The sequence below is a fragment of the Cupriavidus sp. CPT47-8839-RL05A genome (assembly GCF_058792255.1).
This window is the reverse complement of record NZ_JBYTEG010000038.1, coordinates 1-21,299: the sequence shown is the minus strand read 5'-3', so window position 1 is coordinate 21,299 and position 21,299 is coordinate 1. Positions and strand designations below refer to the sequence as shown.

Below are 21,299 nucleotides of genomic sequence, written 5' to 3'. Positions count from 1 at the left end.
GGCGGGGCTGCGCTTATTCCCAGTTGCCGATGTCGGCGTCGTTGCCGTTGCCGCCGGCCTGGCCGTCGGCGCCGAAGCTGAACACGTCGATCTCGCCGCGCACGCCCGGGTTCAGGTACTGGTACGGATGGCCCCAGGGATCCTTGGGCAGCTTTTCCAGGTAGCCGCCGCCCTTCCAGTTGTTGGGCACGGGCTCGGTGGTGGGCTTGGCCACCAGCGCGGCCAGGCCCTGTTCGGTGGTGGGGTAGCGGCTGTTGTCCAGGCGATACAGCTTGAGCGCCTGCATGACCGACGAGATGTCCTGGCGCGCGGCCACGATGCGGGCCTCGTCCGGACGGCTCATGATCTTGGGCACCACCAGCGCCGCCAGCACGCCAAGGATCACGATCACGACCATGATCTCGATCAGGGTGAAGCCGCGCGCACGGCGGGCGCGCACGGAGCGGGCGGGGCTGGCAATCTGGGGAGTGAATCTGCGCATCGTCGGTGGACCTCTTGGCTTGAATGGCTGGGCCCGCACCAGTGAGGAGGCGGCGGGCCGGGTTCGCCAGTCAGTATAACCGGCGCCACATGACTGTTTTATGGGCGGCCCCTTCGGCACCTCGGCAAAGTCTGATCCGGATCACAGCTCCTGGGAACGTGCATTCGGCAGCCAAATAACTTGCATCCTGGATGCATCTTTTTTAAGATGGCGTCACGATGCAACTGACCCGCTTTTCCGACTATGCGTTGCGCCTGCTGATGTACGTCGCCCGTGGCGACGGCAGCCGGCCGATCACCATTGCCGAGGTGGGGCAGCAGTTCGGCATCTCGCACAACCACCTCGTCAAGGTGGCGGCGCGGCTGTCGAAGCTGGGCTGGATCAGCGCCACGCGCGGCCGCCACGGCGGCCTGCAGCTGGGGCCCGGCGCGGAGCGGCTGACCATCGGCACCATCCTGCGCGAGCTGGAAGGGCACAAGGCGGTGATCGACTGCGACAACCCGCCCTGTGCGCTGAACGGCAACTGCCGCCTGAAGCGCGCGCTGGACGTGGCCGAGCAGGCTTTCTACGTTGCCCTGGACGACGTCACGCTGGCCGATGTCACCGGCAGCCAGACGGCCGAGTCGATCATCCGCCTGCATCGCGATTTCCTGAACCGGCGTTCGGCCTGAGCGGATCCTGTCCGCGCGGGCCGGCGAGAGCCGGTTTTATTTTGAGCAAAAACATGCATTTAATTTGCATGATTTAGAACGGAGTGTTTCCTGATGCTGTCCGCCGCTTCCCGCCCCTATATCGATGCAAGCGTCCCCGTGCTGCGCGAGCACGGCCTGGCCATCACCACGCATTTCTACCGCGAGATGTTCGCGGACCGGCCCGAGCTGACGCAGATTTTCAACATGGGCAACCAGGCCAACGGCAGCCAGCAGCAGTCGCTGGCTTCGGCCGTGTTCGCCTATGCGGCCAATATCGATAACGCGGCGGCGCTTGGGCCGGTGCTCGAGCGCATCGTCCACAAGCATGCGGCCGTAGGCCTGACGCCTTCGCACTACCCGATCGTCGGCCGCCACCTGCTGGGCGCCATCTCCGCGGTGCTGGGCGAGGCCGCCACGCCGCCGCTGCTGGCCGCCTGGGACGAGGCCTACTGGTTGCTGGCCGGCGAGCTGATCGCCGCCGAGGCGCGCCTGTACCAGCGCACCGGCGTGGCCGCAGGCGAGCTGACGCCGGTGCGCGTGGTGCGGCGCGAGGCGCAGGGCGACCAGGTGGTGGCGCTGACGCTGGCTGCCGCCGACGGCCAGCCGCTGCGTGCGTTCCGCCCAGGCCAGTACATCAGCGTCGAGGCGCGCCTGGACGATGGCCAGCGCCAGCTGCGCCAGTATTCGCTGTCGGCCGAAAGCGGGCTGCCGACCTGGCGCATCTCGGTCAAGCGCGAGGCGGGTGACCGCAGCACCCCGGCCGGCGCCGTGTCCAACTGGCTGCACGCCAATGCCCAGGAGGGCACTGAACTCAAGGTGAGCGCGCCGTTCGGCGAGTTCACGCCGGCGCTCGACGGCCGCCGTCCGCTGGTGCTGCTGTCGGCCGGCATCGGCATCACGCCGATGCTGTCGGTGCTGCGCACGCTGGCCGCGCAGCGCTCGCAGCGCCAGGTGCTGTTTGCCCATGCCGCGCGCGACGGCCGCCATCACGCCCATCGCGCCGACCTGCAATGGGCGCGCGAGCGCCTGCCGCAGCTGGCCACGCACATCAGCTATGAAACCCCGCAAGCGGGCGATGTCGCCGGTCGCGACTACGACCACGCCGGCACCATGCCGGTGGCCGAACTGCTGCGCCAGCCTGACCTGCAGCGCTTTGTCGACGGCAGCTTTTACCTGTGTGGACCGCTCGGCTTCATGCAGGCGCAGCGCCATGCGCTGGTCAGCGCAGGCGTGCCGGTGGCGCATATCGAGCGCGAGGTGTTCGGGCCGGACCTGCTCGACGACCTGCTCTAAGGGTCGGCGGCGCGGCACCGGCACGGCAGACAGTGTCATGGGGCTCTGGTAGGCTTGGCGCGTCCGCGCTCACGCGCCATTGCCCGCCCTGTGGGCATCCAGGGTCCCGATCCCATGCAACTGTCCCTCCGGCCTTCGCTCCGTTTCGATGCCTCCGCGCCCTGGCTGCCGCGCCTGGCCAGCCTGGTGCTGTTTATCGCGCTGTGTGCGCTCGCCACCCACTGGGTGCTGGCCTTCAGCGCGATGCGTACCATCCCGGTGCCGCAGAGCGCGCGCGTGGCCCAGACCGAGGCGGTCGAGACCGGCGCGGTCGCGACGCTGTTCGGCGGCTCGGCGCAGGGCGGCCCGCGCGACGTGCAGCTGATCGGCGTGGTGGCCGAGGTGGATGGCGGTGCGGGCGCGGCAATCGTGTCGATCGATGGCGGCCCGCCCAAGGCGGTGCGCGCCGGCGCCGAGCTGTCGCCGCAGATCCGGCTGGCGGAGATCCGCCAGCGTGCGGTGGTGATCGAGCGCAGCGGCGTGCGCCAGGAAATCGTGCTGCCGCTGCAGGCCGGTGCCGCGCGCGGCGCACCGGCAGCGGCCGGTGCCTTGCCCACGCCGCCCGCCGGCGCCGCGGCACCGATGGCAACGCCGATGCCGTCCCCGGCGCCGGTGGTGAGCCAGCCCGCCGCACCGGCCCAGCAGCCGCAAGGCCAGGCGCCGGCGCAGCAGGCCCAGCCCGCCCAACCGCAGCCGCAACCGGTCGATCCGCGCCAGTACCAGCCGGCGATGGCGCCGCAGGCGGCCGGCGAAGGCCAGCTGGCGCCGAAGGACTGATTCCGGGCGCCAAATATTCGCGCTTGCTTGCGTTCCCTTACGGCGCGCGGGCCTTTCTGTGAGCCCGGTAACATCGTATTAAAAGCGCCAACTTCCCCGCATCGTCTGCGTTCTAATCCGTACATGCCAAACGTGATGAAAAGGAGCAAGACATGCAACGCAATCACAAGCCGCAGATCCTGAAGCAGTTCCTGGCCGCATCGGCCGCCCTCCTGGTCGCCGGTGGCGCATTTGCCCAGGCCAGCGCCCCCGCACCATCCGCTGCGCCAGCCGCCAAGCCCGGCATGGGTCACCATCACCACCACGGTGGCGGCATGTGGATGAAGGCAATCGATACCGACGGCGATGGCGCGATCTCCAAGGCGGAAGCCGACGCCTGGTTCAACAAGCTCGACACCAACCGCGACGGCAAGATCGACAAGGCCGAGATGGACGCGCACCGCAAGGCCACCATGGCCGAGCGCCATGCGCGCATGCGGGCAGCGTTCGACGAGAAGTTCAAGGCTGCCGACAAGAACGGCGACGGCGCGCTGACCAAGGCTGAGGCCAACGCCGGCCTGCCGCGCCTGACCAAGCGTTTCGACCAGCTCGACGCCAACCGCGACGGCAAGCTGACCCGCGACGAAATCCGCGCCGGCATGGAAAAGATGCACCGCGACCATTCGCACCGCGGCCCGCGTGGCCAGGCGGCACCGGGCAGCCAGCCGGCGCCCGCGGCACCGGGCGCCCCGTCCACCAGCGGCGGCTGACCGGCCCGGGCAGGGCCGCACCAGCGGACCTTGCCAGGTCTCACCAAGCGCGCGAGCCTCCGGGTTCGCGCGCTTTTTCTTTGCGTGTTCGCCTTGTGCGTGCACTGGGAAGAATCTGACCTCGCCCGCAAACGCCCGTAGAATGCCGCTTCCCTGTTCGCCGGGCTTGGCACCATCCTTGCCTGCTTCCGGCCGGTGGGGCGCGGCCGCGATTTGCGGTGGCGCCACCCCACAGGTCTGCCCAGCCCGACCGGCTGCCGCGCGAGTGACCGATAAGGCTGCCAGCTCATCAGAATCGGCCCTGAATCGGACGTAATTTCACAAAAAATTGCGTACTTGTGCACGGCTTGCTAAATTTGCGCAAAAAAATTGCCAATAAACATATTGCGGAGCAACAATATCGTGAGCAAGGTGGAGTTGGACAAGATCGACCGGAAGATCCTGGAAGTGCTGCAGACCAACGGCCGGTTGACCAACCTGGAGGTGGCCGAGCGCGTCAACCTGTCGCCCAGCCCCTGCCTGCGCCGCATCCGGCGGCTGGAGGAGATCGGCGTGATCCGGCAGTACGCAGCGCTGCTGGAGCCCAACAAGATCGGACTTGGCCTGCTGGCCTATATCAATGTCCGGCTGGAAAAGCATGGCGGCGCGCCCAAGGGCAAGGCTCCGCTGGACCTGTTCCGCGCCTCGATCGCGGTCTGGCCGGAGGTAGCCGCGTGCCACGCCATGACCGGCGAGATGGACCTGCTGCTCAAGGTCTACGTGGAAGACATGGAACACTTCGCGCGCTTCATGCAGGAGCAGTTGCTGGCGCACCCGTCGGTGATCGACGTGCGCTCCAGCTTTGCGCTGGAAAGCATCAAGGACACCACGGCGCTGCCGGTGGGCGGCGCGGCTTGATGCGGCAAACCTGAGGCTGCAAACAAGAACGGCGCATCGTTACGATGCGCCGTTGGCGTGGAACCCGCATCAAGCGGGCCCGGGGGAGTTCAGCGGACTCAGGCAGTGTGCTTCTGCGGCACCATGGTGCGCCAGAAGCGCAGCCCGAAGCGGCGCGCGTCGCGCAGGTTGCGGCGCACCGCGTAGTCCAGGTCGGCGAGCTGCTCGTCCAGCGCTTCGGTCAGGCGGCTGGCGGTATCGGCCGGCGGCAGTTCCAGGTAGGCATCGGCCTCGCCGTAGGCGTACTGGACCTTCATGCCGGCCTTCTTGGCAATGTGCATCATCGCTGCGTTGCGCGACAGGCAGTGCATGTACAGCGTGCGCACATTGGTATTGCGGCCATGGATCGCGGCACGCTCGAACAGCGCGCTGCCGATGCCGCGCCCGCGGGCGCTGCCCGACACCGACACGCCGAACTCCGCCACGCGGCCCTGGGCGTTGTCGCGCAGGTTGGCGAAGTGGCCCACGCCGATCAGTTCGAGCTTGTCGTCGTAGACGCCGAACACGCTGTCATGGTCGAAGTCGATGCTGTCGACATAGGCTTCGATCACGTGGTCGCCCACGGACTGGCCAAAACGGAGCAGGCGATCCTCCTCGCCCAGGGCGAGGAAATGCTTCAGCAGGCGCGAGCGGTGGTGGGCCGCCAGCTCGCGCACCAGTACGGTGGCGCGGTGGGTGGCCTGTGCGGCTTCGGCTGCCTTGCGCAGATCTTCGTCGGTCAGTGCGCCGACGGCCTTGCTCAGTTCGAGCGGGTTCACGATTATTTCCTTCCTAGTGCAGTCACAGATAAAAATAGCACTGCGTTGGTGTTCCGCCAGGCACTTTTCCCTGGCTCGGTGCAAGACTCGGGGGAAACACCATCTTGATGCGGCGCCAAAAGTATTGTAGTGGAATTGTCAGTTCGGCGTAAGCTTCCCGCATCGCAGCAGGCCGCCGTCTCACCATAGCATCAATAAAAATCGAATAAAATCAACAGCTTGAAAAAATGTGATGAATTGTTGCGTGGTGCCGGATGTGGATTTGGTGCAACGCCGCAATCCCGCGTTCTCCCGCATGTCCGTCTGACTTCCCCTTGCCTAGCCGATCGCCTTTGATGACCGAGCCCCCAATCGTTGTGATCTACGCGCACCCCACGCCCAGCCGTTCGCGCGTCAACCGTCCGCTGGCCGATGCCTTGGCCGCGCTGCCGCAGGTACAGGTACGCGATCTCTACGGCAGCTATGTCGACTATGACATCGACGTCGTCGCCGAGCAGCGCGTGCTGTCGGTCTCCGACACCATCGTGCTGCAGTTCCCGGTGCGCTGGTACAGCGTGCCGGCGCTGCTCAAGCTGTGGCTCGACGAGGTACTGGAGCCAGGCTGGGCCTATGGCCCCGGCGGCACCGCGCTGCGTGGCAAGTCCTTGCTGGCGGTGGTGAGCACCGGCGGCACCGCCGATTCCTACGGGCCGGACGGCACCCATGGCCACCCGATCGGGGACTTCCTGCTGCCGCTGGAACAGACCGCTTTGCTGTGCGGCATGAGCTGGCTGCCGCCGGTGGTGCTGCACGACGCCAACAATGCCGATGCCCAGGCACTGGCCGAGCATATCGCCCACGTCTGCGGGCGGCTGGGCACCGGCGCCGCGCCGGCGGGGGGGCAGGCATGAACCAGCACGACTTCCTGATAGCGCTGCTGGTGTTCCTGGTGGCGGCGGTGGTGGCGGTGCCGCTGGCGCGGCGCAGTGGCCTGGGCGCGGTGCTGGGCTACCTGCTGGCGGGGGCGGCGATCGGGCCGTTTGCGTTGCGCCTGGTGACCAATGTCGAATCGATCCTGCATTTTTCCGAGTTCGGCGTGGTGCTGATGATGTTCGTCATCGGCCTGGAGCTGGAGCCGCGCAAGCTGTGGGCGCTGCGCCGGAGCATCTTTGGCTACGGCGGCGCGCAGCTGGCTGCGTGCGCGCTGGTGATCGGCGCGGCGGCGGCGCTGGCGGGTGCGCCGTGGCAGGTGGCGCTGGTGGCGGGCCTGGGACTGGCGTTGTCGTCCACCGCGATCGCGCTGGCGACACTGACCGAGCGCAATCTCTTCGGCACGCCGGCGGGGGCGGCCAGCTTCGGCATCCTGCTGTTCCAGGACATCGCCGCGATCCCGATGATCGCGCTGTTGCCGCTGCTGGCCACGCAGGGCGCCGCAGGCGCGGGTTCGGGCGCGGCCGGCTGGCTGGCGGCGGGCAAGGCGGTGGCGGTGATCGGTGCGGTGGTGGTCGGGGGCCGCTACCTGGTGCGCCCGGCGCTGCGCTTTATCGCCCGCACCGACATGCGCGAGATGTTCACGGCGTTTGCGCTGCTGCTGGTGGTGGGCATTGCGTTGATGATGGACGCGGTGGGCTTGTCGATGGCGCTGGGCACCTTCGTGGCCGGCGTGCTGCTGGCCGATTCGGAATACCGCCATGCGCTCGAGGCCGACCTGGAGCCGTTCAAGGGCCTGCTGCTGGGCCTGTTCTTCATGGCTGTCGGCATGTCGATCGACTTTGCCGTGCTGGCACACTCGCCCTGGCTGGTGCTGGGTCTGGTGGCCGCCTTCGTGGTTGCCAAGACCGCGGTGCTGGCGCTGCTGGCGCGGCATTTCGCCATCGCCCGCGGGCAGCGGCTGCTGTTTGCGCTGCTGATCTCGCAGGGCGGTGAGTTCGCTTTCGTGGTGTTCGGCGTGGCCGGCACCGCCGGCCTGCTGCCGCGCGAGACCGAGGCCCTGCTGGTGCTGGTGGTGGCGCTGTCGATGGTGGCCACGCCCTTGCTGCTGCTGGCCTATGACCGGCTGGTGGCGCCGCGCCTGGGCAGCGGCAAGGCCCGCCCGGACGAGGCCATCACGCCGCAGCACAATCCGGTGCTGATCGCCGGCTTCGGGCGCTTCGGCCAGATCGTCGGCCGCCTGCTGTACACGCAGGGTGTGGGCGTGACGGTGCTGGACCACGACCCCGACCAGATCGAGTTCCTGCGCCAGTACGGCTTCAAGGTCTTCTATGGCGACGCCACCCGGCTGGACCTGCTGGAGGCCGCGGGCATTGCCGACGCGCGCATCCTGGTGGTCGCCATCGACGGCATGGACGAAAGCCTGGAACTGATCGACCGCGTGCGCCAGCGCTTTCCGGAGCTGCAGATCTACGCCCGGGCGCGCCATGTGTCACATATCTACCAGCTCAAGGACCGCGGCGTGCACCTGTTCGAGCGCGAGATGTTCGAGGGCTCGCTGATGCTGGGCCGCCGCGTGCTGGAGGGGCTGGGTTTCGATCCGGCCGAGGCCCGCAACGTGGCACTGCGTTTCCGGCGCCACAACATCCAGGCGATCGACCGCTTCTATCCGCACTACACCGACCAGAAGAAGCTGGTCTCGCTGGCGCGCCAGGCGCGCGACGAACTGGAAGAGATGTTCCGCCAGGACCGCGAGCAGCGGCGCCAGCGCGAAGAGGCCGAGTGGATGTGAGCGGCAGGGCGGCGGGCCGGCGCCGCGTCAGCGCGCGGCCGCGGCCCGGCCGGGCAGGCCGCCTTCGAGCAGGTCGACCACCATCTCGGCAAACTCTGCATAGGACAACCGGCCGCCCGGCTTGAGCCAGGTGAAGGTCCAGTTGATCATGCCGAAGATGGTCATGGTCAGCGCAGTCTGGTTCTCGCGCGTGACGCGCTCCGGGTAGGCCCGGCGCAGCAGGCGCGAGAACGCCGCGACCACGTCGCGCTCGCGGCCCAGGATCAGGTCGCGCTGGGTCTCGGCCAGGAACTTGACGTCGTTGATCAGCGCGATATGGCGCGTCTGCGAGGTTTCGTACTCGGCCAGGAAGGCGCGGATCAGGTTGCCGAAGGCTTCCTTGTCGGTGCGCGCGTGGCGCTCGGCGTCGGCCTCCACTTCAGTGACGAGCAGCATCAGCCGGCGCGTGTAGCGGTCCAGCAGGTCGAACAGGATCGCTTCCTTGCTCTCGTAATAGTGGTACAGCCGCGCCTTGGAGGTGCCGCAGGCGGCGGCCAGGTCGGCCATCGAGGTGCTGGGGTAGCTGCTGTTGGCAAAGGCGGCGGCGGCCAGGTCAAGGATCTGCTCGCGCTGCGCCTCGAAATCGGGTGCCTTGGTACGGGCCATATTCTCGTTTATTCGCCGCCGGTGCCACCGCTGCCGAGATGGCGGCGCAGTTCGCAGGTATCGAGCGAGTCAGCATTGCCGCGCAGCACCAGCTGGCCCATGGCGATCAGCTCGCGGCAGCGCCAGAACACGAACCAGTCGCTGGCCAGCAGACCCTCGATCGCGCCCATCACGCTGCCCACCATCTGCGCCGCGGGCGTCCACTCGGACGGGGCGCGTTCCATGATGATCTCGTCGATGGTGTGGTAGGCCGCCGGCACCAGCGTGTTGCCCTTCCAGAGCCGCACGTCGGCGTTTTCCTTGACGTTCTGCTGCCACTCGTAGCCGAGGCGGCCCAGGCGCAGCACCGAGACCGGGGCGATGGTGGAAAAGCGCCGCGCCAGCCGCGCGGGCGTGTACATGCCGATCGCTGCCAGGTTGCCCTGCGCGGGCATTTCCAGCTCGCGCAGGTCCATGGCGACTTCATTGATCCGCTGCGGCGCCTGGTACAGGTGGAACACCACCCGGCGCAGCATCAGCTGGTCGGCCGCGCTCTGGCCGTGCCAGATGGCCACTTCCATGTTGTCCTGGCGCAGTCCCTGGAGCTGGTCCAGCGCCTGGCGCATCTCGGCGCCGAAATCGATGTCGGTATGCGGGGCGACCCGCTGCCAGAAGCCGGAGCGGATCAGACCGGTGCTGTCGATGTCGGCCAGCGGGCCTACCGCCAGGTCGTCGCGCAGCACCACGACAGGGTCCGGCCGCGCAGCCTGGGCCAGGGCCTGGCGCAGGGTCGTGCCTGCTACATCACCGTTGACGACGTGGATATATTGCATGGCCGTGATTGTATATGGGTGGACGGTTCGCTGGCACCGCCGCGGCGGCGGTGCGACAGGCGCGATCGCCGCCCGCCCGGTCACTGTCCTGCAAGCATCGGGCCAGCCGGAAGCCGCCTGCCGCCATTGTAGTCACGGCCGGTGCTGGCCAATGTCGGCAATTGTCTGAATACGCACGCCCCGGCGTGCCCGGATCAGCGTTCGTCGTAGCTGACCACCACCCGCGGCGTCAGCGCCCGCGCCTGGCAGGTGAGCACGAAGCCCTTTTCCATCTCCCACGGCTCGAGCGTGTAGTTCTTTTCCATGTCCACCTGGCCCTCCAGCACCTTGGCGCGGCAGGTGCAACAGACGCCGCTCTTGCAGGCAAAAGGCAGGTCCAGGCCGGCGGCCAGCGCGGTGTCCAGCACGGCGTCTTCCAGCGGCAGGCGCATGCTGTGCTGCTTGCCGTCGAGCACCACCACCAGCTCGGCGGTGCCGGCATGGTCGGCGTGTGCCGGGGCCGGCTTGCGCCTGGCCTGGGCCAGCGGCACACCGAAGCGCTCGGCGTGGATGCGGTGCGGGTCGACGCCCGCGTCGCGCAGCGCCGCCTCGGCCTCGTCGATCATCGAGGCCGGCCCGCAGACAAAGGCCGCGTCGATGTCTTCCACGGGGATCAGGGCCTGCAGGAAGGCGGTCACGCGGGCATGGTCGAGCCGGCCATGCAGCAGGTCCACCTCCTGCGGCTGGCGCGACAGCACGTGGTAGAGCGTGAAACGCGCCAGGTACTGGTTCTTCAGGTCTTCCAGCGCCTCGGAGAAGATGATGCTGTCGACGTTGCGGTTGCCATAGACCAGCGTGAAGCGGCTGTGCGGCTCGGCCTGCAGCGTGGTGCGGATCAGCGACAGCACCGGCGTGATGCCGCTGCCGGCGGCAAAGGCCACGTAGTGGCGCGCGGCGCCGGCATCGAGCGGCACGTGGAAGCGGCCGTCGGGGGTCATCACGTCGATCACCTGGCCCGGGGCGATGGAGTCATGCAGGTGCGTGGAAAAGAGTCCGTCCTCGACCAGCTTGACCGCCACGCGCAGCTCGCCGTGCTCGTCATAGTCCTGCACCGCCGAGCAGATCGAGTACGAGCGGCGCAGGTCCTTGCCTTCGACCGGCGCCTTCAGCGTCAGGAACTGGCCCTGGGTGAAGCGGTAGGCATCGCGCAGCGTGTCCGGCACCTCGAAGGCGATCGAAATGGTGTCGGCGGTCTCGGGGCGCACCTGCGCCACGCGCAGCGGATGGAACTGTGGAGTCATGGCAGCCTGGCTTCGGCCCGGCGGGGCTCAGTAGGGTTTGAAATAGTCGAACGGCTCGCGGCAGTCCAGGCACCGGTACAGCGCCTTGCAGGCGGTCGAGGCAAAGCGCGAGATTTCCTGCGTATGCATGCTGCCGCAGCGCGGGCAGGCCACGGCATCGGGCGCGCCCGCGCGGGCGGCGCGAGGCACAAAGCGCAATGGCTGCGCCGCGGCCGGCGTGCCGCACTGGCCCGGCGGCGCTATGCCGAAGGCGCGCAGGCGCTCGCGCGCGGCCGGGGTGATCCAGTCGGTGGTCCAGGCCGGCGCCAGCACGGTGCGGATGCGCCACGGCGCCAGCCCGGCGCCGTCCAGCGCCCGGCCGATGTCCTCGGCGATTTGCGACATCGCCGGGCAGCCGGAATAGGTGGGCGTGATAACGATCTCAAGCGTGCCGTCGGCGGCGGTCAGGACATCGCGCAGGATGCCCAGGTCGCGGATCGACACCACCGGGATCTCCGGGTCCGGCACCGCCTCCAGCGCCGCCCATGCACGCGCGATGCGGCCATCGGTGGCGCGGTCGTTGCGCAGGGGGAAGGCGGCGATATTCATGTTGGTCAACCCTTTACGCCGAAGCGTGCGCTTACCACTGCGCGCCCGGATGGGCCCGCGCCAGCCCCTGCATCTCGCCCAGCAGGTAGCTCATGTGTTCGGAGTGCACGCCGTGCTTGCCGGTCGAGACAAAGCTCGTGGCCTGGGGCAAGTCCAGCGTGGCGGCCTGCAGCGTCTCGGCGACGGTGGCGTTCCAGGCCGGGCGCAGCGTGGCCGTGACCACGCCGATGCCCTGCGCGGCGGCCTCGGTTTCGACCGCGTCCTCGGCAAAGCACTCGTTCATATAGGGCAGCAGGTGCTCCAGCGCGCGCTGCATGCGCGCGTGCGATGCCTCGGTGCCGTCGCCCAGGCGCACTACCCAGCCAGCCGCGTGGTGCAGGTGGTAGCGCGCTTCCTTGACCGACTTGGCGGCGATCGCGCCCAGCTGGTCGGCGCGGCTGGCCAGCAATGCTTCCCACAGCTCGACCATCAGCGCGCTGTACAGGAAGTTGCGCATGATGGTGACGGCGTAGTCGCGCTCGGCGGCGGCGTTGCCGGCCAGCGGGCCGCGGTGCGGCAGCTCCAGCAGCGTCCAGTTGCGGAAGTCGCGCTCGGCGCGCCAGTAGGCGTAGTCGTCCTCATGGCGGGGCAGGCCGGTCAGCTCGCCTTCCAGTTCGCCGGCGCGGCCGTACAGCAGCCGCGCCTGGCCGATCAGGTCCAGGCTGATGTTGGCCAGTGCGATGTCTTCTTCCAGCACCGGGCCGTGGCCACACCATTCGGCGTTGCGCTGGCCCAGGACCAGGGCGTTGTCGGCCAGGCGCAGCACGTAGCGCAAGCCCGCGGTGCGTGCCGGCGGCAGGTGGTCGAGCGAGGCGGGCGCGGTCGGCTGTGGGGACGCAGTCATGGTGCGGGCCTTACATGTGGTTGACTTCGTCGGGCAGCTGGTAGAACGTCGGATGCCGGTAGATCTTGTCGGCCATCGGGTCGAACAGCTCCGGCTTTTCCTCGGGCACGCTGGCGGTGATGGACGCTGACGGCACCACCCAGATCGACACGCCTTCCTGGCGCCGCGTATAGACGTCGCGCGCCATGTGCAGCGCCTGCTGCGCGTCGGCGGCGTGCAGGCTGCCGCAATGCTTGTGTTCCAGGCCTTGCTTGCTGCGTACGAACACTTCCCACAGCGGCCATTCCTTGCGTTGCATCGTTTGTCTCCGTCCTCGGGCGCGGTGTTCAGGCCGCGGCGCGGCTGGCGCGGGCTTCGCGTTCGGCCACCTTGGCGGCGTGCGCCAGCGCGGCCTCGCGCACCCAGGCGCCGTCCTCGTGCGCTTTCACGCGGGTGGCCAGGCGCTCCTTGTTGCAGGGGCCGTCGCCGTTGATCACACGCCAGAACTCATCCCAGTCCAGCGGGCTGTAGTCATAGTGGGCGCGCTCGGCATTCCATTGCAGGCCGGGGTCGGGCAGGGTCACGCCCAGCACGCGGGCCTGCTCGACCGTGGCATCGACAAACTTCTGGCGCAGGTCGTCGTTGGAGATGCGCTTGATGCCCCAGGCCATGGTCTGGGCGCTGTTGGTCGAGGCCGCGTCGGGCGGGCCGAACATCATCAGCACCGGGAACCACCAGCGGTCGACCGCGTCCTGCACCATCTCGCGCTGGGCCTCGGTGCCGCGCATCATCGCCAGCAGCGCGTCGAAGCCCTGGCGCTGGTGGAACGACTCTTCCTTGCAGATGCGGATCATGGCGCGCGCATACGGGCCGTACGAGCAGCGGCACAGCGGGATCTGGTTCATGATCGCCGCGCCGTCGACCAGCCAGCCGATCACGCCCACGTCGGCCCAGGTCAGCGTCGGGTAGTTGAAGATCGACGAATACTTGGCCTTGCCGCTGTGCAGCGCGTCGACCAGGTCATCGCGCGAGGCGTCGAGCGTCTCGGCGGCGGAATACAGGTAGAGCCCATGGCCGCCTTCATCCTGCACCTTGGCTAGCAGGATGGCCTTGCGCTTGAGCGACGGGGCCCGGCTGATCCAGTTGCCCTCCGGCAGCATGCCGACGATCTCCGAGTGCGCATGCTGCGAGATCTGGCGCACCAGGGTCTTGCGGTAGGCCTGCGGCATCCAGTCCTGCGGCTCGATCTTGCCGTCGGCGGCCATGCAGGCGTCGAACGCGGCCTGGCGGGCGGCTTCGTCCTGGGGCGCGCTGGCCGGTGCCGTATCGGCGTGCTGGCCGGGCAGGTCAAGACTCTGCGTGTACATGGTGTCTCCTCTGACGGGATGCCGCTCGGATCGCGGGCAGTGCTGGCCCTATTATATATATGCCGACCGGTCGGTCAATTTAAGGGAAAGCCCGCTACCGTGGCCGTGGCTTGATCCCGCTCGCCTCGTGGCGGCTGCCGCACGTGTAGTATCGAAGCCAGGCGGCGTTACCGCCGCCATCCCTTTCCAACGGAGGCAATTCCTATGACTAGCGCGGCATACAGCAAGATCGTGGTGGCGGTGGACGGCAGCAGCACGTCCGACCTGGCGCTGGGCGAAGCCATACGCGTGGCGGCCCCGGGCGGCGCCACCGTGCTGGCGCTCTATGTCGTGGACACCGGCACGCCCATGTTCGATGCCGGGTACTACGATCCGAGCCAGCTACAGAAGGCGTTCGAGGAAAGCGGGCAGCGCGCGCTGCAGGCCGCCTCGCAGCGGCTGGCCGCGGCCGGCGTGGCGCATGAAACCCGGCTGGTGACCGAAGCGCCGGTGCCAGGCGACATGGGGGCCTCGATCAACGAGGCCGCGCGCCAATGGGGCGCCGACCTGCTGGTGATCGGCACGCACGGACGCCGCGGCGTGCGCCGTCTGATGCTGGGCAGCGTGGCCGAGGCGGTGATACGCCAGTCCACCATGCCGGTGCTGCTGGTGCGCGGCGAGGCGAAGGCTGACTGAACGGCCGACTGAAATCATGCCCCCGATCGGGGGACGCCAGGGCACGCGACGGGACTCAGCCGGAGAAGCGGAAATGGCCGCTGCGCAGCACGATCTCGCGCGCCTCGGTCAGCTCGAACAGGCTTTCGGCCAGGCGCTCGATGCGCTGGCGGTTGCTGGTGAAGGCTGCGACCAGGTCTTCCTCGCGCGGCGAACGCGCGCCGAAATGGGCCTCGAGGGCCTCGGCGGTGACGGAATACAGGGTGGGACTGCCGTTGACCGTGGCGGGGCAGGACAGCGTGAGGCTGGCTGCGCAGTAGGTCGGGAGGCTGCGAGGGAACGTGATGTCGGACATGGCGTGCCTCGTGCTGGCGGCGGGCGTATTAGATCAATATAGGCCATTGCCGCGTTCCGTAAAGCCCGGCCAGTACGCTGGCCGGGCCGGCAAGCTTCTTTCTTGACGCCGCTCAGGTGCTGTGTGCCCGCCGGCGCACCGGCGGCTTGCGCGCGGCCGCGCCCAGCGTGCGCAGGTCCGCCACCGCGGCATGGGCGGCGGCGATATGCGCGGCGGCGTAGTCGGCCTGTTCCGCCAGGAAGGCGTCGAGCGCGGCAGCGGGTAGCAGCGCAGGGCGCTCGGTATCGCCGGCAGTGTCTGCCAGGCCCGGCCGCATCGCCAGCTCGGCCAGTTGGGCTTCCAGCTGCGTCAGGAGCGCGCGCACTTCAGCGCCGGCGGGAAGCGTGAAAACGCCCGACTCTACCCCGGCTCGCACCACGCCGGCCAGCGCGGCCATGCGGCGCGCGCTCGCATGCACGCGCTGGTAGGCCCCGGCATAGTCCGGCGCCAGCGCGCCGGCGGTCTGTGCCAGCGTGAGTTCGGCGCGGGTGGAAGCCCGTCCGGCGGCAATGCGCAAGGCTTCCAGCCGCGGCACGGCAAGCGGCGTCGTGGCCTCAGCCACGCGGCTGGCCGCGAAAGCGGCTCGCAGGTAGACCGCGTTGACCGCCACCGCGTCGACGGCATGGCGGAACACGCGCGACATCTCCACGCGCGGTGCCAGCACATAGTACGTGGCCAGCGCGATCAGGCAGCCCAGCGCGGTATCGATGCCGCGCAGCGCGGCAAAGTGGCTGCTGTCGACGGCCGGCGCGCCCACCCATGAGAACAGGATCACGGCCGGTGTCAGGCAGAACGCGAACGCCCCGGGCTGCCCGGCAAGGCGGCTGGCATAGGCTCCGGCCAGGAAGGCCGCGCTGATGCCCAGCGCTACCACCGGCGCCGGATGGAGCAGGCCGATCACACAGGCGCACAATGCGCCAGCCAGCGAGCCCGCAAAGCGTTTCACGGAAACCTGCCGGGTAGTCTGCAACTGGGGGCTGAGCACCATAATCACGGTCACCGCCACCCAATAGCCATGGTCCAGCCGCCACCACTGCGCCGGCAGCAGGCTGAGGCTGCCGGCCAGCGCCAGGCGCAGGGCGTGGCGCGTGGCCAGGGCATCGCCTGCGGCGTGGTCGGCCAGCCCGCGCAGCATCTGCGCCAGCCCGTGCCCGATGCCGCGCCGCGGCCAGCGGAAGCTCGCGCGCCATCGGTCGAAATCCGGATGGCGCGCCAGGGCGGATAGTGCCGACTGGTAGGGGGGCGGGGCGCTGGCATTGGCCACGGGCGCGGTCAGGCGCCGCAGTTCGTGGCGCAGCGCCGCGCTCAAGGCCGGCAGGTCGGGCGCGTGCCGCGCCAGGGCCTGGCCAACTTGCTCGCGGGCGTCGGCGATGCAGCGTGCGATATGACGCAACGGCGGCTGCATCGGCAAGCCCTGGGCGGTGCCGGCGCGCTCGCGCAGCTCGCCCGCGACGATCAGCAGCGCAAACAGGGCGTCGGCGACACCCACGGCATAGCCATAGTGCAGGAGCGTGCTGGCGTCGTGCAGGCTGCGTCGGGCCTCGATGGCCCCGCGCGCAGCCTCGATGCGGTTGCGGATGTCCTGCTTGCAGGCGGCGAGGTCATTGCCGTGGCGGGTGTCGGCGAGTGCCGTGGCGAGCCGGACCAGCGCGTCGTAGGCGGCCACGATCTCGGTGCGTGGCCGGTCGTCGCGGGTCGACGGGATCAGTGCCAGGCAAGCCAGGCACGCGAACACGCCGCCGCGCAGGAAGTCGAGCCCGCTTTGCAGGGCCTGCACGGCGAGCTCAGGCCCGGCCGCAGGCTGCAGGCACGCGGCCACCAGCACGACATAAAGCAGCTTGGCCGCCAGCGCACTGGCCGGGCCGCGCGTCTCTGCCAGGCCTGCGGCAAGCCCTCCCGCCATCACGACCAGTACGGCCAGCCAGGGCGAAGGCGCGACGGCCGCGCCCAGCGCGCTGGCTACCGCCCCGCCAATGCCGACCGCTCCCAGGCTGGATAGCCGTGCCGACGCCGTGCCTTGCCGGTCCGCCAGGCAGGTCCAGATCGAGGCCGTTGCCGACCACAGGTAGCCTGCATCCCCGGTCAGCCAGCCAATACCGGCAAGGGCCAGGAACGACAGTGCATAGATGATCCCGCGCCGGAGCAGCACGGGGTCAGGCCAATAGCGGGCAAGGAGGGCGGAGGCGAACATGCGGGCCGGGATCCACGCGGGCCTGCCCGGTCGGGCGCCCGTCGTGAGACCACTCTACGATACCGTTTGCTGCGTTGCAACAAAACTGGCCTGTCGGCCGCAGCATCAGGTCGCCGCACCAAGGTGGCGCGAGCAAGCCCCGTGGCGAGGATCCAAGCACGATTGCTGCGCCAGCAGGCGCAAACGTACACAGGGGTTGTGACAGTTTCGGCGCGAAGGCGAAAAAAAACCCACGCAGGTTGTGCGTGGGTTGGAATCCACCGAGGTGGTGGAGGAGACAGACTCCAATATACACGGTTTGTTGCGACGCACCAAGTGGTCATGTGTCAATGTCCGACATTGCGCACAATGGTGTTGTATCGATGCGACAAAATCCGGTTTCGGACCATTCATGTCCCTAGCGGAACAGATATGCGGCACCTACGGCACACATGATCCCGGCAGCATCGGCCACCAGTGCACAACCCAGTGCGTGGCGCGTATTGCGCACATTGATGCTGCCGAAGTAGACCGCCAGCACATAGAAAGTGGTCTCGGTCGAGCCCTGGATGATCGCCGCCAGCCTTCCCTGGAACGAGTCCACGCCATAGGTCGTCATCACATCCACCATCAGCCCGCGCGCGCCGGCGCCGGACAGGATCTTCATCAGCCCGACCGGCAGTGCCGGCACGAAGTCCGTATTGACGCCCAGCTGGGCAAAGCCCAGCGTCAGCCAGCCCATCAGCACGTCCATGCAGCCGGTGGCCCGGAACAGGCCGATGGCTACGAGGATCGCCACCAGGTAGGGAATGATCTGCACGGCGACGCCAAAACCTTCCTTGGCGCCATCGATAAAGGCTTCATAGACATTGACCCGCCGCAGCGCGCCGCAGACCAGGAACAGCGTGATCAGCGACAGGATGAAGCCGGCGCCGGCCAGTGCCGTCACGCTGCCCACCTGCTCCGGCGGCGCGTGCCGCAGCCAGGCGAACATCCCGCCCAGCAGCGCCGCGACCAGTCCGAACGCCACCAGCACGGCCGGGCGCAGCAGGTTCAGCCGCTGCACCCACGCCACCGCCAGCAGGCCGGCCAGGCATGAGCCGCCGGTGGCCAGCAGCGTCGGCAGGAAGATATCGGCCGCATTGAAACCCACCAGCCCCTGCTTGACCGCAATGGCCTGCCGGATCGCGATCACCGAGGTCGGGATCAGCGTCAGCCCGGCCGTATTCAGCACGATGAACATGATCTGCGCATTGGTGGCCACGTCCGGACGCCGGTTCAGCGTCTGCAGCTCGCGCATGGCATTCAGGCCGAGCGGCGTGGCGGCATTGTCCAGCCCGAGCAGGTTGGCCGACACGTTCATCATCATCGCCCCCTGGGCCGGATGCCCCTGCGGCACGCCGGGGAAGAAATGGCGCAGCAGCGGGTTCACCAGCCGGGCGAAGGCATCGACCACGCCGGCGCGCTCGCCGACCCGCATGATGCCGAGCCACAGGCTCATCACCCCGGCCAGGCCGAGCGCGATCTCGAAGGCCGTGCGCGCGCTGTCGAACAGGCTCGCCAGCATCGCCGGGAACACGGTGAGATCGCCGCTGGCCAGGCGGACGCAGGCGGCGACAAAGGAAATCAGGAAGAAACCGAGCCAGACAACGTTCAGGGCCATCGGAATGCGGGAAGCGGGGAAATCGAAGCCGGGGAGATTCCCGGCACGGCGTGCAGCTCAGCCGATCACGGCCCCGCGTTCGGCCAGCAGCTCGCGCAGGATCGAGCGGTGGCAGTGCGCCTCGTTCTCGCAGTAGCAGCCTACCGAGAAATTGGTCTGGTGCGACAGCGCCGCCAGCAGGTCGAGCGTGCGGCTGGCGTCCGGCTCGGCCATTTCCTTGCGGAAGTGCCGCACGAACGCCCGCCATTGCTTGTCATCGGTGGCCTGCAGCGCCTGGGCCACCAACTCGGGCGATGGCGACAGCACGGGATACCAGACATCGTAGAAATCGCGGCTGGCAAACTCGGATTTGGGCACGCCCCGCGGCGGCCGGCGCACAGTGCCGATGCGCAGGCCTTCATCGGCCGCGCGCGGCGTGCCCAGTCTTACGATTCGGATGGTCATGGAGGGGTCCCGCTCATGTCCGCCGACGCGTGTGCGTCCGGCTAAAGTCCCAGATCATGAATCATGGTGTCGCGCATGACAAACTTCTGCACCTTGCCCGTCACAGTCATCGGCATTTCCGAGACAAAGCGGATATAGCGCGGAATCTTGTAGTGGGCAATCTGGTCTCGGCAGAACGTCCGGATCTCTTCCTCGGTGGCGCTCTGGCCGGTTTTGAGCACGATCCAGGCGCAGACCTCCTCGCCGTACTTCTGGTCAGGCACGCCAAAGACCTGCACTGCCTGCACCTTGGGATGGCGGAACAGGAATTCCTCGATCTCGCGCGGGTAGATGTTCTCGCCGCCACGGATCAGCATGTCCTTGACCCGGCCGACGATGTTGCAGTAGCCCTCGTCGTCAATGGTGGCGAGGTCGCCGGTGTGCATCCAGCCGTCGCGGATGGCCTCGCGGGTGCGCTCGTCGTCTTCCCAGTAGCCTTGCATCACGGAATAGCCGCGGGTGCAGAGCTCGCCGGTGGCGCCGGTCGGCACGACCTCGCCGAGGGCGTCGACCACCTTGCATTCCAGGTGCGGCTGCACCCGGCCGACGGTGGCGACGCGCTTGTCCAGCGGATCGTCGGTGGCGCTCTGGAACGAGACCGGGCTGGTCTCGGTCATGCCATAGGCAATGGTGACCTCCGACATATGCATGTCCGCCACCACGCGTTTCATGACCTCGATCGGGCAGGGGGCGCCGGCCATGATGCCGGTGCGCAGGGTCGAGAAGTCGAAGCGGCTGAACTCCGGATGGTCCAGCTGGGCGATAAACATGGTCGGCACGCCATGCAGGGCGGTGCAGCGTTCCTCGCTGGCCGCCTGCATGGTCGCGAGCGGATCGAAGGCCTCGCCCGGGAACACCATGCAGGCGCCGACCGAGACGCAGGCCAGCACCGACAGCACCATGCCGAAGCAGTGATAGAGCGGCACCGGGATGCACAGTACGTCACTGTCGCCAAGTCGCATCGCCATGGCGACAAAGCGGCCGTTGTTGACCACGTTGTGATGCGTCAGGGTGGCGCCCTTGGGGTTGCCGGTGGTGCCGCTGGTGAACTGGATATTGATGGCGTCAAGCGCGGAGAGCGTGGCGGTCACCGCGTCCAGGCGCGCAGTATCGGGTTCGGCCAGCAGTGCGTCGTAATTGAGCATGCCGGGCGTCGCCTCGCCTCCCATGCGGATCACCCACTGCAGCCGGGGCAGCCGGGCGGCGCGCAGCGCACCCGGCTCGGCTTCGGCCAGCTCCGGTGCCAGCGCCTGGAGGGTGGCCAGGTAGTCGCTGGTCTTGAAACGCGCGGCCGTGATCAGCATGCGCACGCCCGCCTTGTTCAGCGCGTATTCCAGCTCCGCCTGGCGGTAGGCCGGATTGATATTGACCAGGATGGCGCCGATGCGCGCGGTGGCGAACTGGGTCACCAGCCATTCGGGCCGGTTCGGCGCCCAGATGCCGACGCGGTCGCCCGGCTGGATCCCGCGCCGGAGCAGGCCGCTGGCCAGGCGATCGACCTGGTCGCTGAACTCCGCCCAGCTCCAGCGCACACCATGCTCGCGGAACACCACCGCCGGGCCGCCCGGGTTTGCGGCGACCGTGCGCGCCAGCAATGCCGGAATCGTCTCATCAGACAGGGGGATGTCGGTGCTGCCGGCGACCAGGGAGAGGCCGGGCGTCACGGGTCGGGTCATCTTGTCTCCTTCAACTGCTCTGCTTGGCATTCGACGTCTATATATAAAGAAGGCGTCTCGGGTTGGGCCAACGCCCACGGCCTCAGCTTACGCCGAGGCGCCGCTGGATGCTGTCACCACCGCGACATTTGCGCCTCGTGCGCCGCTTTTGCGAGGACTTCGAATTATTTCGCGAAATCGCTTGCCAGTCGCTCCTGCGTCCCTTAATATTCGCCCCCTCGCAACACAACGCAGCGCTGCAAAGCAGACGCAGCAAGGGTTGCGGGGTCGACCGGGATG

The 21,299-nt window shown here is 68.2% G+C and carries 22 protein-coding genes; 8 read left to right on the top strand and 14 right to left on the bottom strand.

Annotated elements, in window-relative coordinates:
* Nucleotides 1–13 precede the first annotated feature (13 nt).
* A complete protein-coding gene (gene gspG, locus AC3WVS_RS30720) occupies nt 14–481 on the bottom strand; it encodes a type II secretion system major pseudopilin GspG (RefSeq protein ID WP_010813455.1) in 468 nt (155 codons plus the stop codon).
* Between the two features lie 218 nt (nt 482–699).
* Between gspG and AC3WVS_RS30715 the strand changes: the two genes are divergently transcribed.
* From AC3WVS_RS30715 to AC3WVS_RS30695, 5 genes are all read left to right on the top strand, one after another.
* On the top strand, nt 700–1,152 hold the full coding sequence (locus AC3WVS_RS30715; protein ID WP_492321668.1) for an RrF2 family transcriptional regulator: 453 nt from the start codon (nt 700–702) through the stop codon (nt 1,150–1,152).
* 93 nt (nt 1,153–1,245) lie between these two features.
* A complete protein-coding gene (locus tag AC3WVS_RS30710) occupies nt 1,246–2,466 on the top strand; it encodes a globin domain-containing protein (protein ID WP_492321667.1) in 1,221 nt (406 codons plus the stop codon).
* 114 nt (nt 2,467–2,580) lie between these two features.
* Nucleotides 2,581–3,282 carry a type II secretion system protein N gene (locus tag AC3WVS_RS30705; RefSeq protein WP_492321666.1) on the top strand — a complete coding sequence of 234 codons (702 nt, stop codon included), beginning with the start codon at nt 2,581–2,583 and terminating at the stop codon, nt 3,280–3,282.
* 152 nt (nt 3,283–3,434) lie between these two features.
* Entirely contained in the window at nt 3,435–4,031 is a 597-nt protein-coding gene (locus tag AC3WVS_RS30700) for an EF-hand domain-containing protein (protein WP_492321665.1), read from the top strand.
* 402 nt (nt 4,032–4,433) lie between these two features.
* Nucleotides 4,434–4,928, top strand: a complete 495-nt coding sequence (locus AC3WVS_RS30695; RefSeq protein ID WP_010813460.1) for an Lrp/AsnC family transcriptional regulator — start codon at nt 4,434–4,436, stop codon at nt 4,926–4,928.
* 98 nt (nt 4,929–5,026) lie between these two features.
* Here AC3WVS_RS30695 and AC3WVS_RS30690 read toward each other — a convergent pair whose 3' ends face one another.
* Nucleotides 5,027–5,725 carry a GNAT family N-acetyltransferase gene (locus AC3WVS_RS30690; RefSeq protein WP_010813461.1) on the bottom strand — a complete coding sequence of 233 codons (699 nt, stop codon included), beginning with the start codon at nt 5,723–5,725 and terminating at the stop codon, nt 5,027–5,029.
* Between the two features lie 335 nt (nt 5,726–6,060).
* On the opposite strand from AC3WVS_RS30690, the gene kefF reads away from it, so the two are divergent.
* Both kefF and kefC read left to right on the top strand, forming a co-directional pair.
* A complete protein-coding gene (gene kefF / locus AC3WVS_RS30685; protein WP_492321664.1) occupies nt 6,061–6,615 on the top strand; it encodes a glutathione-regulated potassium-efflux system oxidoreductase KefF in 555 nt (184 codons plus the stop codon).
* On the top strand, nt 6,612–8,426 hold the full coding sequence (gene kefC, locus AC3WVS_RS30680; protein WP_492321663.1) for a glutathione-regulated potassium-efflux system protein KefC: 1,815 nt from the start codon (nt 6,612–6,614) through the stop codon (nt 8,424–8,426). The genes kefF and kefC overlap by 4 nt, the downstream gene beginning before the upstream one ends.
* Before the next feature lie 27 nt (nt 8,427–8,453).
* On the opposite strand, the gene AC3WVS_RS30675 is transcribed toward kefC, so the two are convergent.
* The 7 genes from AC3WVS_RS30675 to paaA all read right to left on the bottom strand — a co-directional run bounded on the left by AC3WVS_RS30675 (nt 8,454) and on the right by paaA (nt 13,980).
* Entirely contained in the window at nt 8,454–9,071 is a 618-nt protein-coding gene (locus AC3WVS_RS30675; RefSeq protein WP_010813464.1) for a TetR/AcrR family transcriptional regulator, read from the bottom strand.
* Nucleotides 9,072–9,079: 8 nt separating this feature from the next.
* A complete protein-coding gene (locus AC3WVS_RS30670) occupies nt 9,080–9,883 on the bottom strand; it encodes a DUF1835 domain-containing protein (protein WP_010813465.1) in 804 nt (267 codons plus the stop codon).
* Between the two features lie 194 nt (nt 9,884–10,077).
* On the bottom strand, nt 10,078–11,163 hold the full coding sequence (paaE, locus tag AC3WVS_RS30665; RefSeq protein ID WP_492321662.1) for a 1,2-phenylacetyl-CoA epoxidase subunit PaaE: 1,086 nt from the start codon (nt 11,161–11,163) through the stop codon (nt 10,078–10,080).
* A 27-nt stretch (nt 11,164–11,190) separates the two neighbouring features.
* On the bottom strand, nt 11,191–11,751 hold the full coding sequence (paaD, locus tag AC3WVS_RS30660) for a 1,2-phenylacetyl-CoA epoxidase subunit PaaD (protein ID WP_492321661.1): 561 nt from the start codon (nt 11,749–11,751) through the stop codon (nt 11,191–11,193).
* Between the two features lie 31 nt (nt 11,752–11,782).
* Nucleotides 11,783–12,634, bottom strand: a complete 852-nt coding sequence (gene paaC / locus AC3WVS_RS30655; RefSeq protein ID WP_492321660.1) for a 1,2-phenylacetyl-CoA epoxidase subunit PaaC — start codon at nt 12,632–12,634, stop codon at nt 11,783–11,785.
* Between the two features lie 10 nt (nt 12,635–12,644).
* Entirely contained in the window at nt 12,645–12,932 is a 288-nt protein-coding gene (gene paaB / locus AC3WVS_RS30650; RefSeq protein ID WP_010813469.1) for a 1,2-phenylacetyl-CoA epoxidase subunit PaaB, read from the bottom strand.
* Nucleotides 12,933–12,960: 28 nt separating this feature from the next.
* Nucleotides 12,961–13,980: a 1,2-phenylacetyl-CoA epoxidase subunit PaaA gene (paaA, locus tag AC3WVS_RS30645; protein ID WP_010813470.1), complete on the bottom strand. Its 1,020-nt coding sequence runs from the start codon at nt 13,978–13,980 to the stop codon at nt 12,961–12,963.
* Nucleotides 13,981–14,184: 204 nt separating this feature from the next.
* On the opposite strand from paaA, the gene AC3WVS_RS30640 reads away from it, so the two are divergent.
* Entirely contained in the window at nt 14,185–14,655 is a 471-nt protein-coding gene (locus tag AC3WVS_RS30640) for a universal stress protein (protein ID WP_492321659.1), read from the top strand.
* A 55-nt stretch (nt 14,656–14,710) separates the two neighbouring features.
* On the opposite strand, the gene AC3WVS_RS30635 is transcribed toward AC3WVS_RS30640, so the two are convergent.
* The 5 genes from AC3WVS_RS30635 to AC3WVS_RS30615 form a co-directional block, all read right to left on the bottom strand.
* Entirely contained in the window at nt 14,711–14,989 is a 279-nt protein-coding gene (locus AC3WVS_RS30635; RefSeq protein ID WP_492321658.1) for a DUF1488 family protein, read from the bottom strand.
* A gap of 112 nt (nt 14,990–15,101) precedes the next feature.
* Nucleotides 15,102–17,219, bottom strand: a complete 2,118-nt coding sequence (locus tag AC3WVS_RS30630; protein ID WP_492321657.1) for an FUSC family protein — start codon at nt 17,217–17,219, stop codon at nt 15,102–15,104.
* Between the two features lie 397 nt (nt 17,220–17,616).
* On the bottom strand, nt 17,617–18,861 hold the full coding sequence (locus AC3WVS_RS30625; RefSeq protein WP_492321656.1) for a nucleoside recognition domain-containing protein: 1,245 nt from the start codon (nt 18,859–18,861) through the stop codon (nt 17,617–17,619).
* A 57-nt stretch (nt 18,862–18,918) separates the two neighbouring features.
* Nucleotides 18,919–19,305, bottom strand: a complete 387-nt coding sequence (locus tag AC3WVS_RS30620) for a DUF488 domain-containing protein (protein ID WP_340522989.1) — start codon at nt 19,303–19,305, stop codon at nt 18,919–18,921.
* A gap of 41 nt (nt 19,306–19,346) precedes the next feature.
* Nucleotides 19,347–21,020, bottom strand: a complete 1,674-nt coding sequence (locus AC3WVS_RS30615) for an AMP-binding protein (protein ID WP_492321655.1) — start codon at nt 21,018–21,020, stop codon at nt 19,347–19,349.
* Between the last annotated feature and the right edge of the window lie 279 nt (nt 21,021–21,299).

Excerpts from the sequence above, each read along its gene's own strand:
- gspG (WP_010813455.1), bottom strand. The coding sequence starts at position 481 with ATGCGCAGATTCACTCCCCAGATTGCCAGCCCCGCCCGCTCCGTGCGC.
- AC3WVS_RS30715 (WP_492321668.1), top strand. The coding sequence starts at position 700 with ATGCAACTGACCCGCTTTTCCGACTATGCGTTGCGCCTGCTGATGTAC.
- AC3WVS_RS30710 (WP_492321667.1), top strand. The coding sequence starts at position 1,246 with ATGCTGTCCGCCGCTTCCCGCCCCTATATCGATGCAAGCGTCCCCGTG.
- AC3WVS_RS30705 (WP_492321666.1), top strand. The coding sequence starts at position 2,581 with ATGCAACTGTCCCTCCGGCCTTCGCTCCGTTTCGATGCCTCCGCGCCC.
- AC3WVS_RS30700 (WP_492321665.1), top strand. The coding sequence starts at position 3,435 with ATGCAACGCAATCACAAGCCGCAGATCCTGAAGCAGTTCCTGGCCGCA.
- kefF (WP_492321664.1), top strand. The coding sequence starts at position 6,061 with ATGACCGAGCCCCCAATCGTTGTGATCTACGCGCACCCCACGCCCAGC.
- kefC (WP_492321663.1), top strand. The coding sequence starts at position 6,612 with ATGAACCAGCACGACTTCCTGATAGCGCTGCTGGTGTTCCTGGTGGCG.
- AC3WVS_RS30675 (WP_010813464.1), bottom strand. The coding sequence starts at position 9,071 with ATGGCCCGTACCAAGGCACCCGATTTCGAGGCGCAGCGCGAGCAGATC.
- AC3WVS_RS30670 (WP_010813465.1), bottom strand. The coding sequence starts at position 9,883 with ATGCAATATATCCACGTCGTCAACGGTGATGTAGCAGGCACGACCCTG.
- paaE (WP_492321662.1), bottom strand. The coding sequence starts at position 11,163 with ATGACTCCACAGTTCCATCCGCTGCGCGTGGCGCAGGTGCGCCCCGAG.
- paaD (WP_492321661.1), bottom strand. The coding sequence starts at position 11,751 with ATGAATATCGCCGCCTTCCCCCTGCGCAACGACCGCGCCACCGATGGC.
- paaC (WP_492321660.1), bottom strand. The coding sequence starts at position 12,634 with ATGACTGCGTCCCCACAGCCGACCGCGCCCGCCTCGCTCGACCACCTG.
- paaB (WP_010813469.1), bottom strand. The coding sequence starts at position 12,932 with ATGCAACGCAAGGAATGGCCGCTGTGGGAAGTGTTCGTACGCAGCAAG.
- paaA (WP_010813470.1), bottom strand. The coding sequence starts at position 13,980 with ATGTACACGCAGAGTCTTGACCTGCCCGGCCAGCACGCCGATACGGCA.
- AC3WVS_RS30640 (WP_492321659.1), top strand. The coding sequence starts at position 14,185 with ATGACTAGCGCGGCATACAGCAAGATCGTGGTGGCGGTGGACGGCAGC.
- AC3WVS_RS30635 (WP_492321658.1), bottom strand. The coding sequence starts at position 14,989 with ATGTCCGACATCACGTTCCCTCGCAGCCTCCCGACCTACTGCGCAGCC.
- AC3WVS_RS30630 (WP_492321657.1), bottom strand. The coding sequence starts at position 17,219 with ATGTTCGCCTCCGCCCTCCTTGCCCGCTATTGGCCTGACCCCGTGCTG.
- AC3WVS_RS30625 (WP_492321656.1), bottom strand. The coding sequence starts at position 18,861 with ATGGCCCTGAACGTTGTCTGGCTCGGTTTCTTCCTGATTTCCTTTGTC.
- AC3WVS_RS30620 (WP_340522989.1), bottom strand. The coding sequence starts at position 19,305 with ATGACCATCCGAATCGTAAGACTGGGCACGCCGCGCGCGGCCGATGAA.
- AC3WVS_RS30615 (WP_492321655.1), bottom strand. The coding sequence starts at position 21,020 with ATGACCCGACCCGTGACGCCCGGCCTCTCCCTGGTCGCCGGCAGCACC.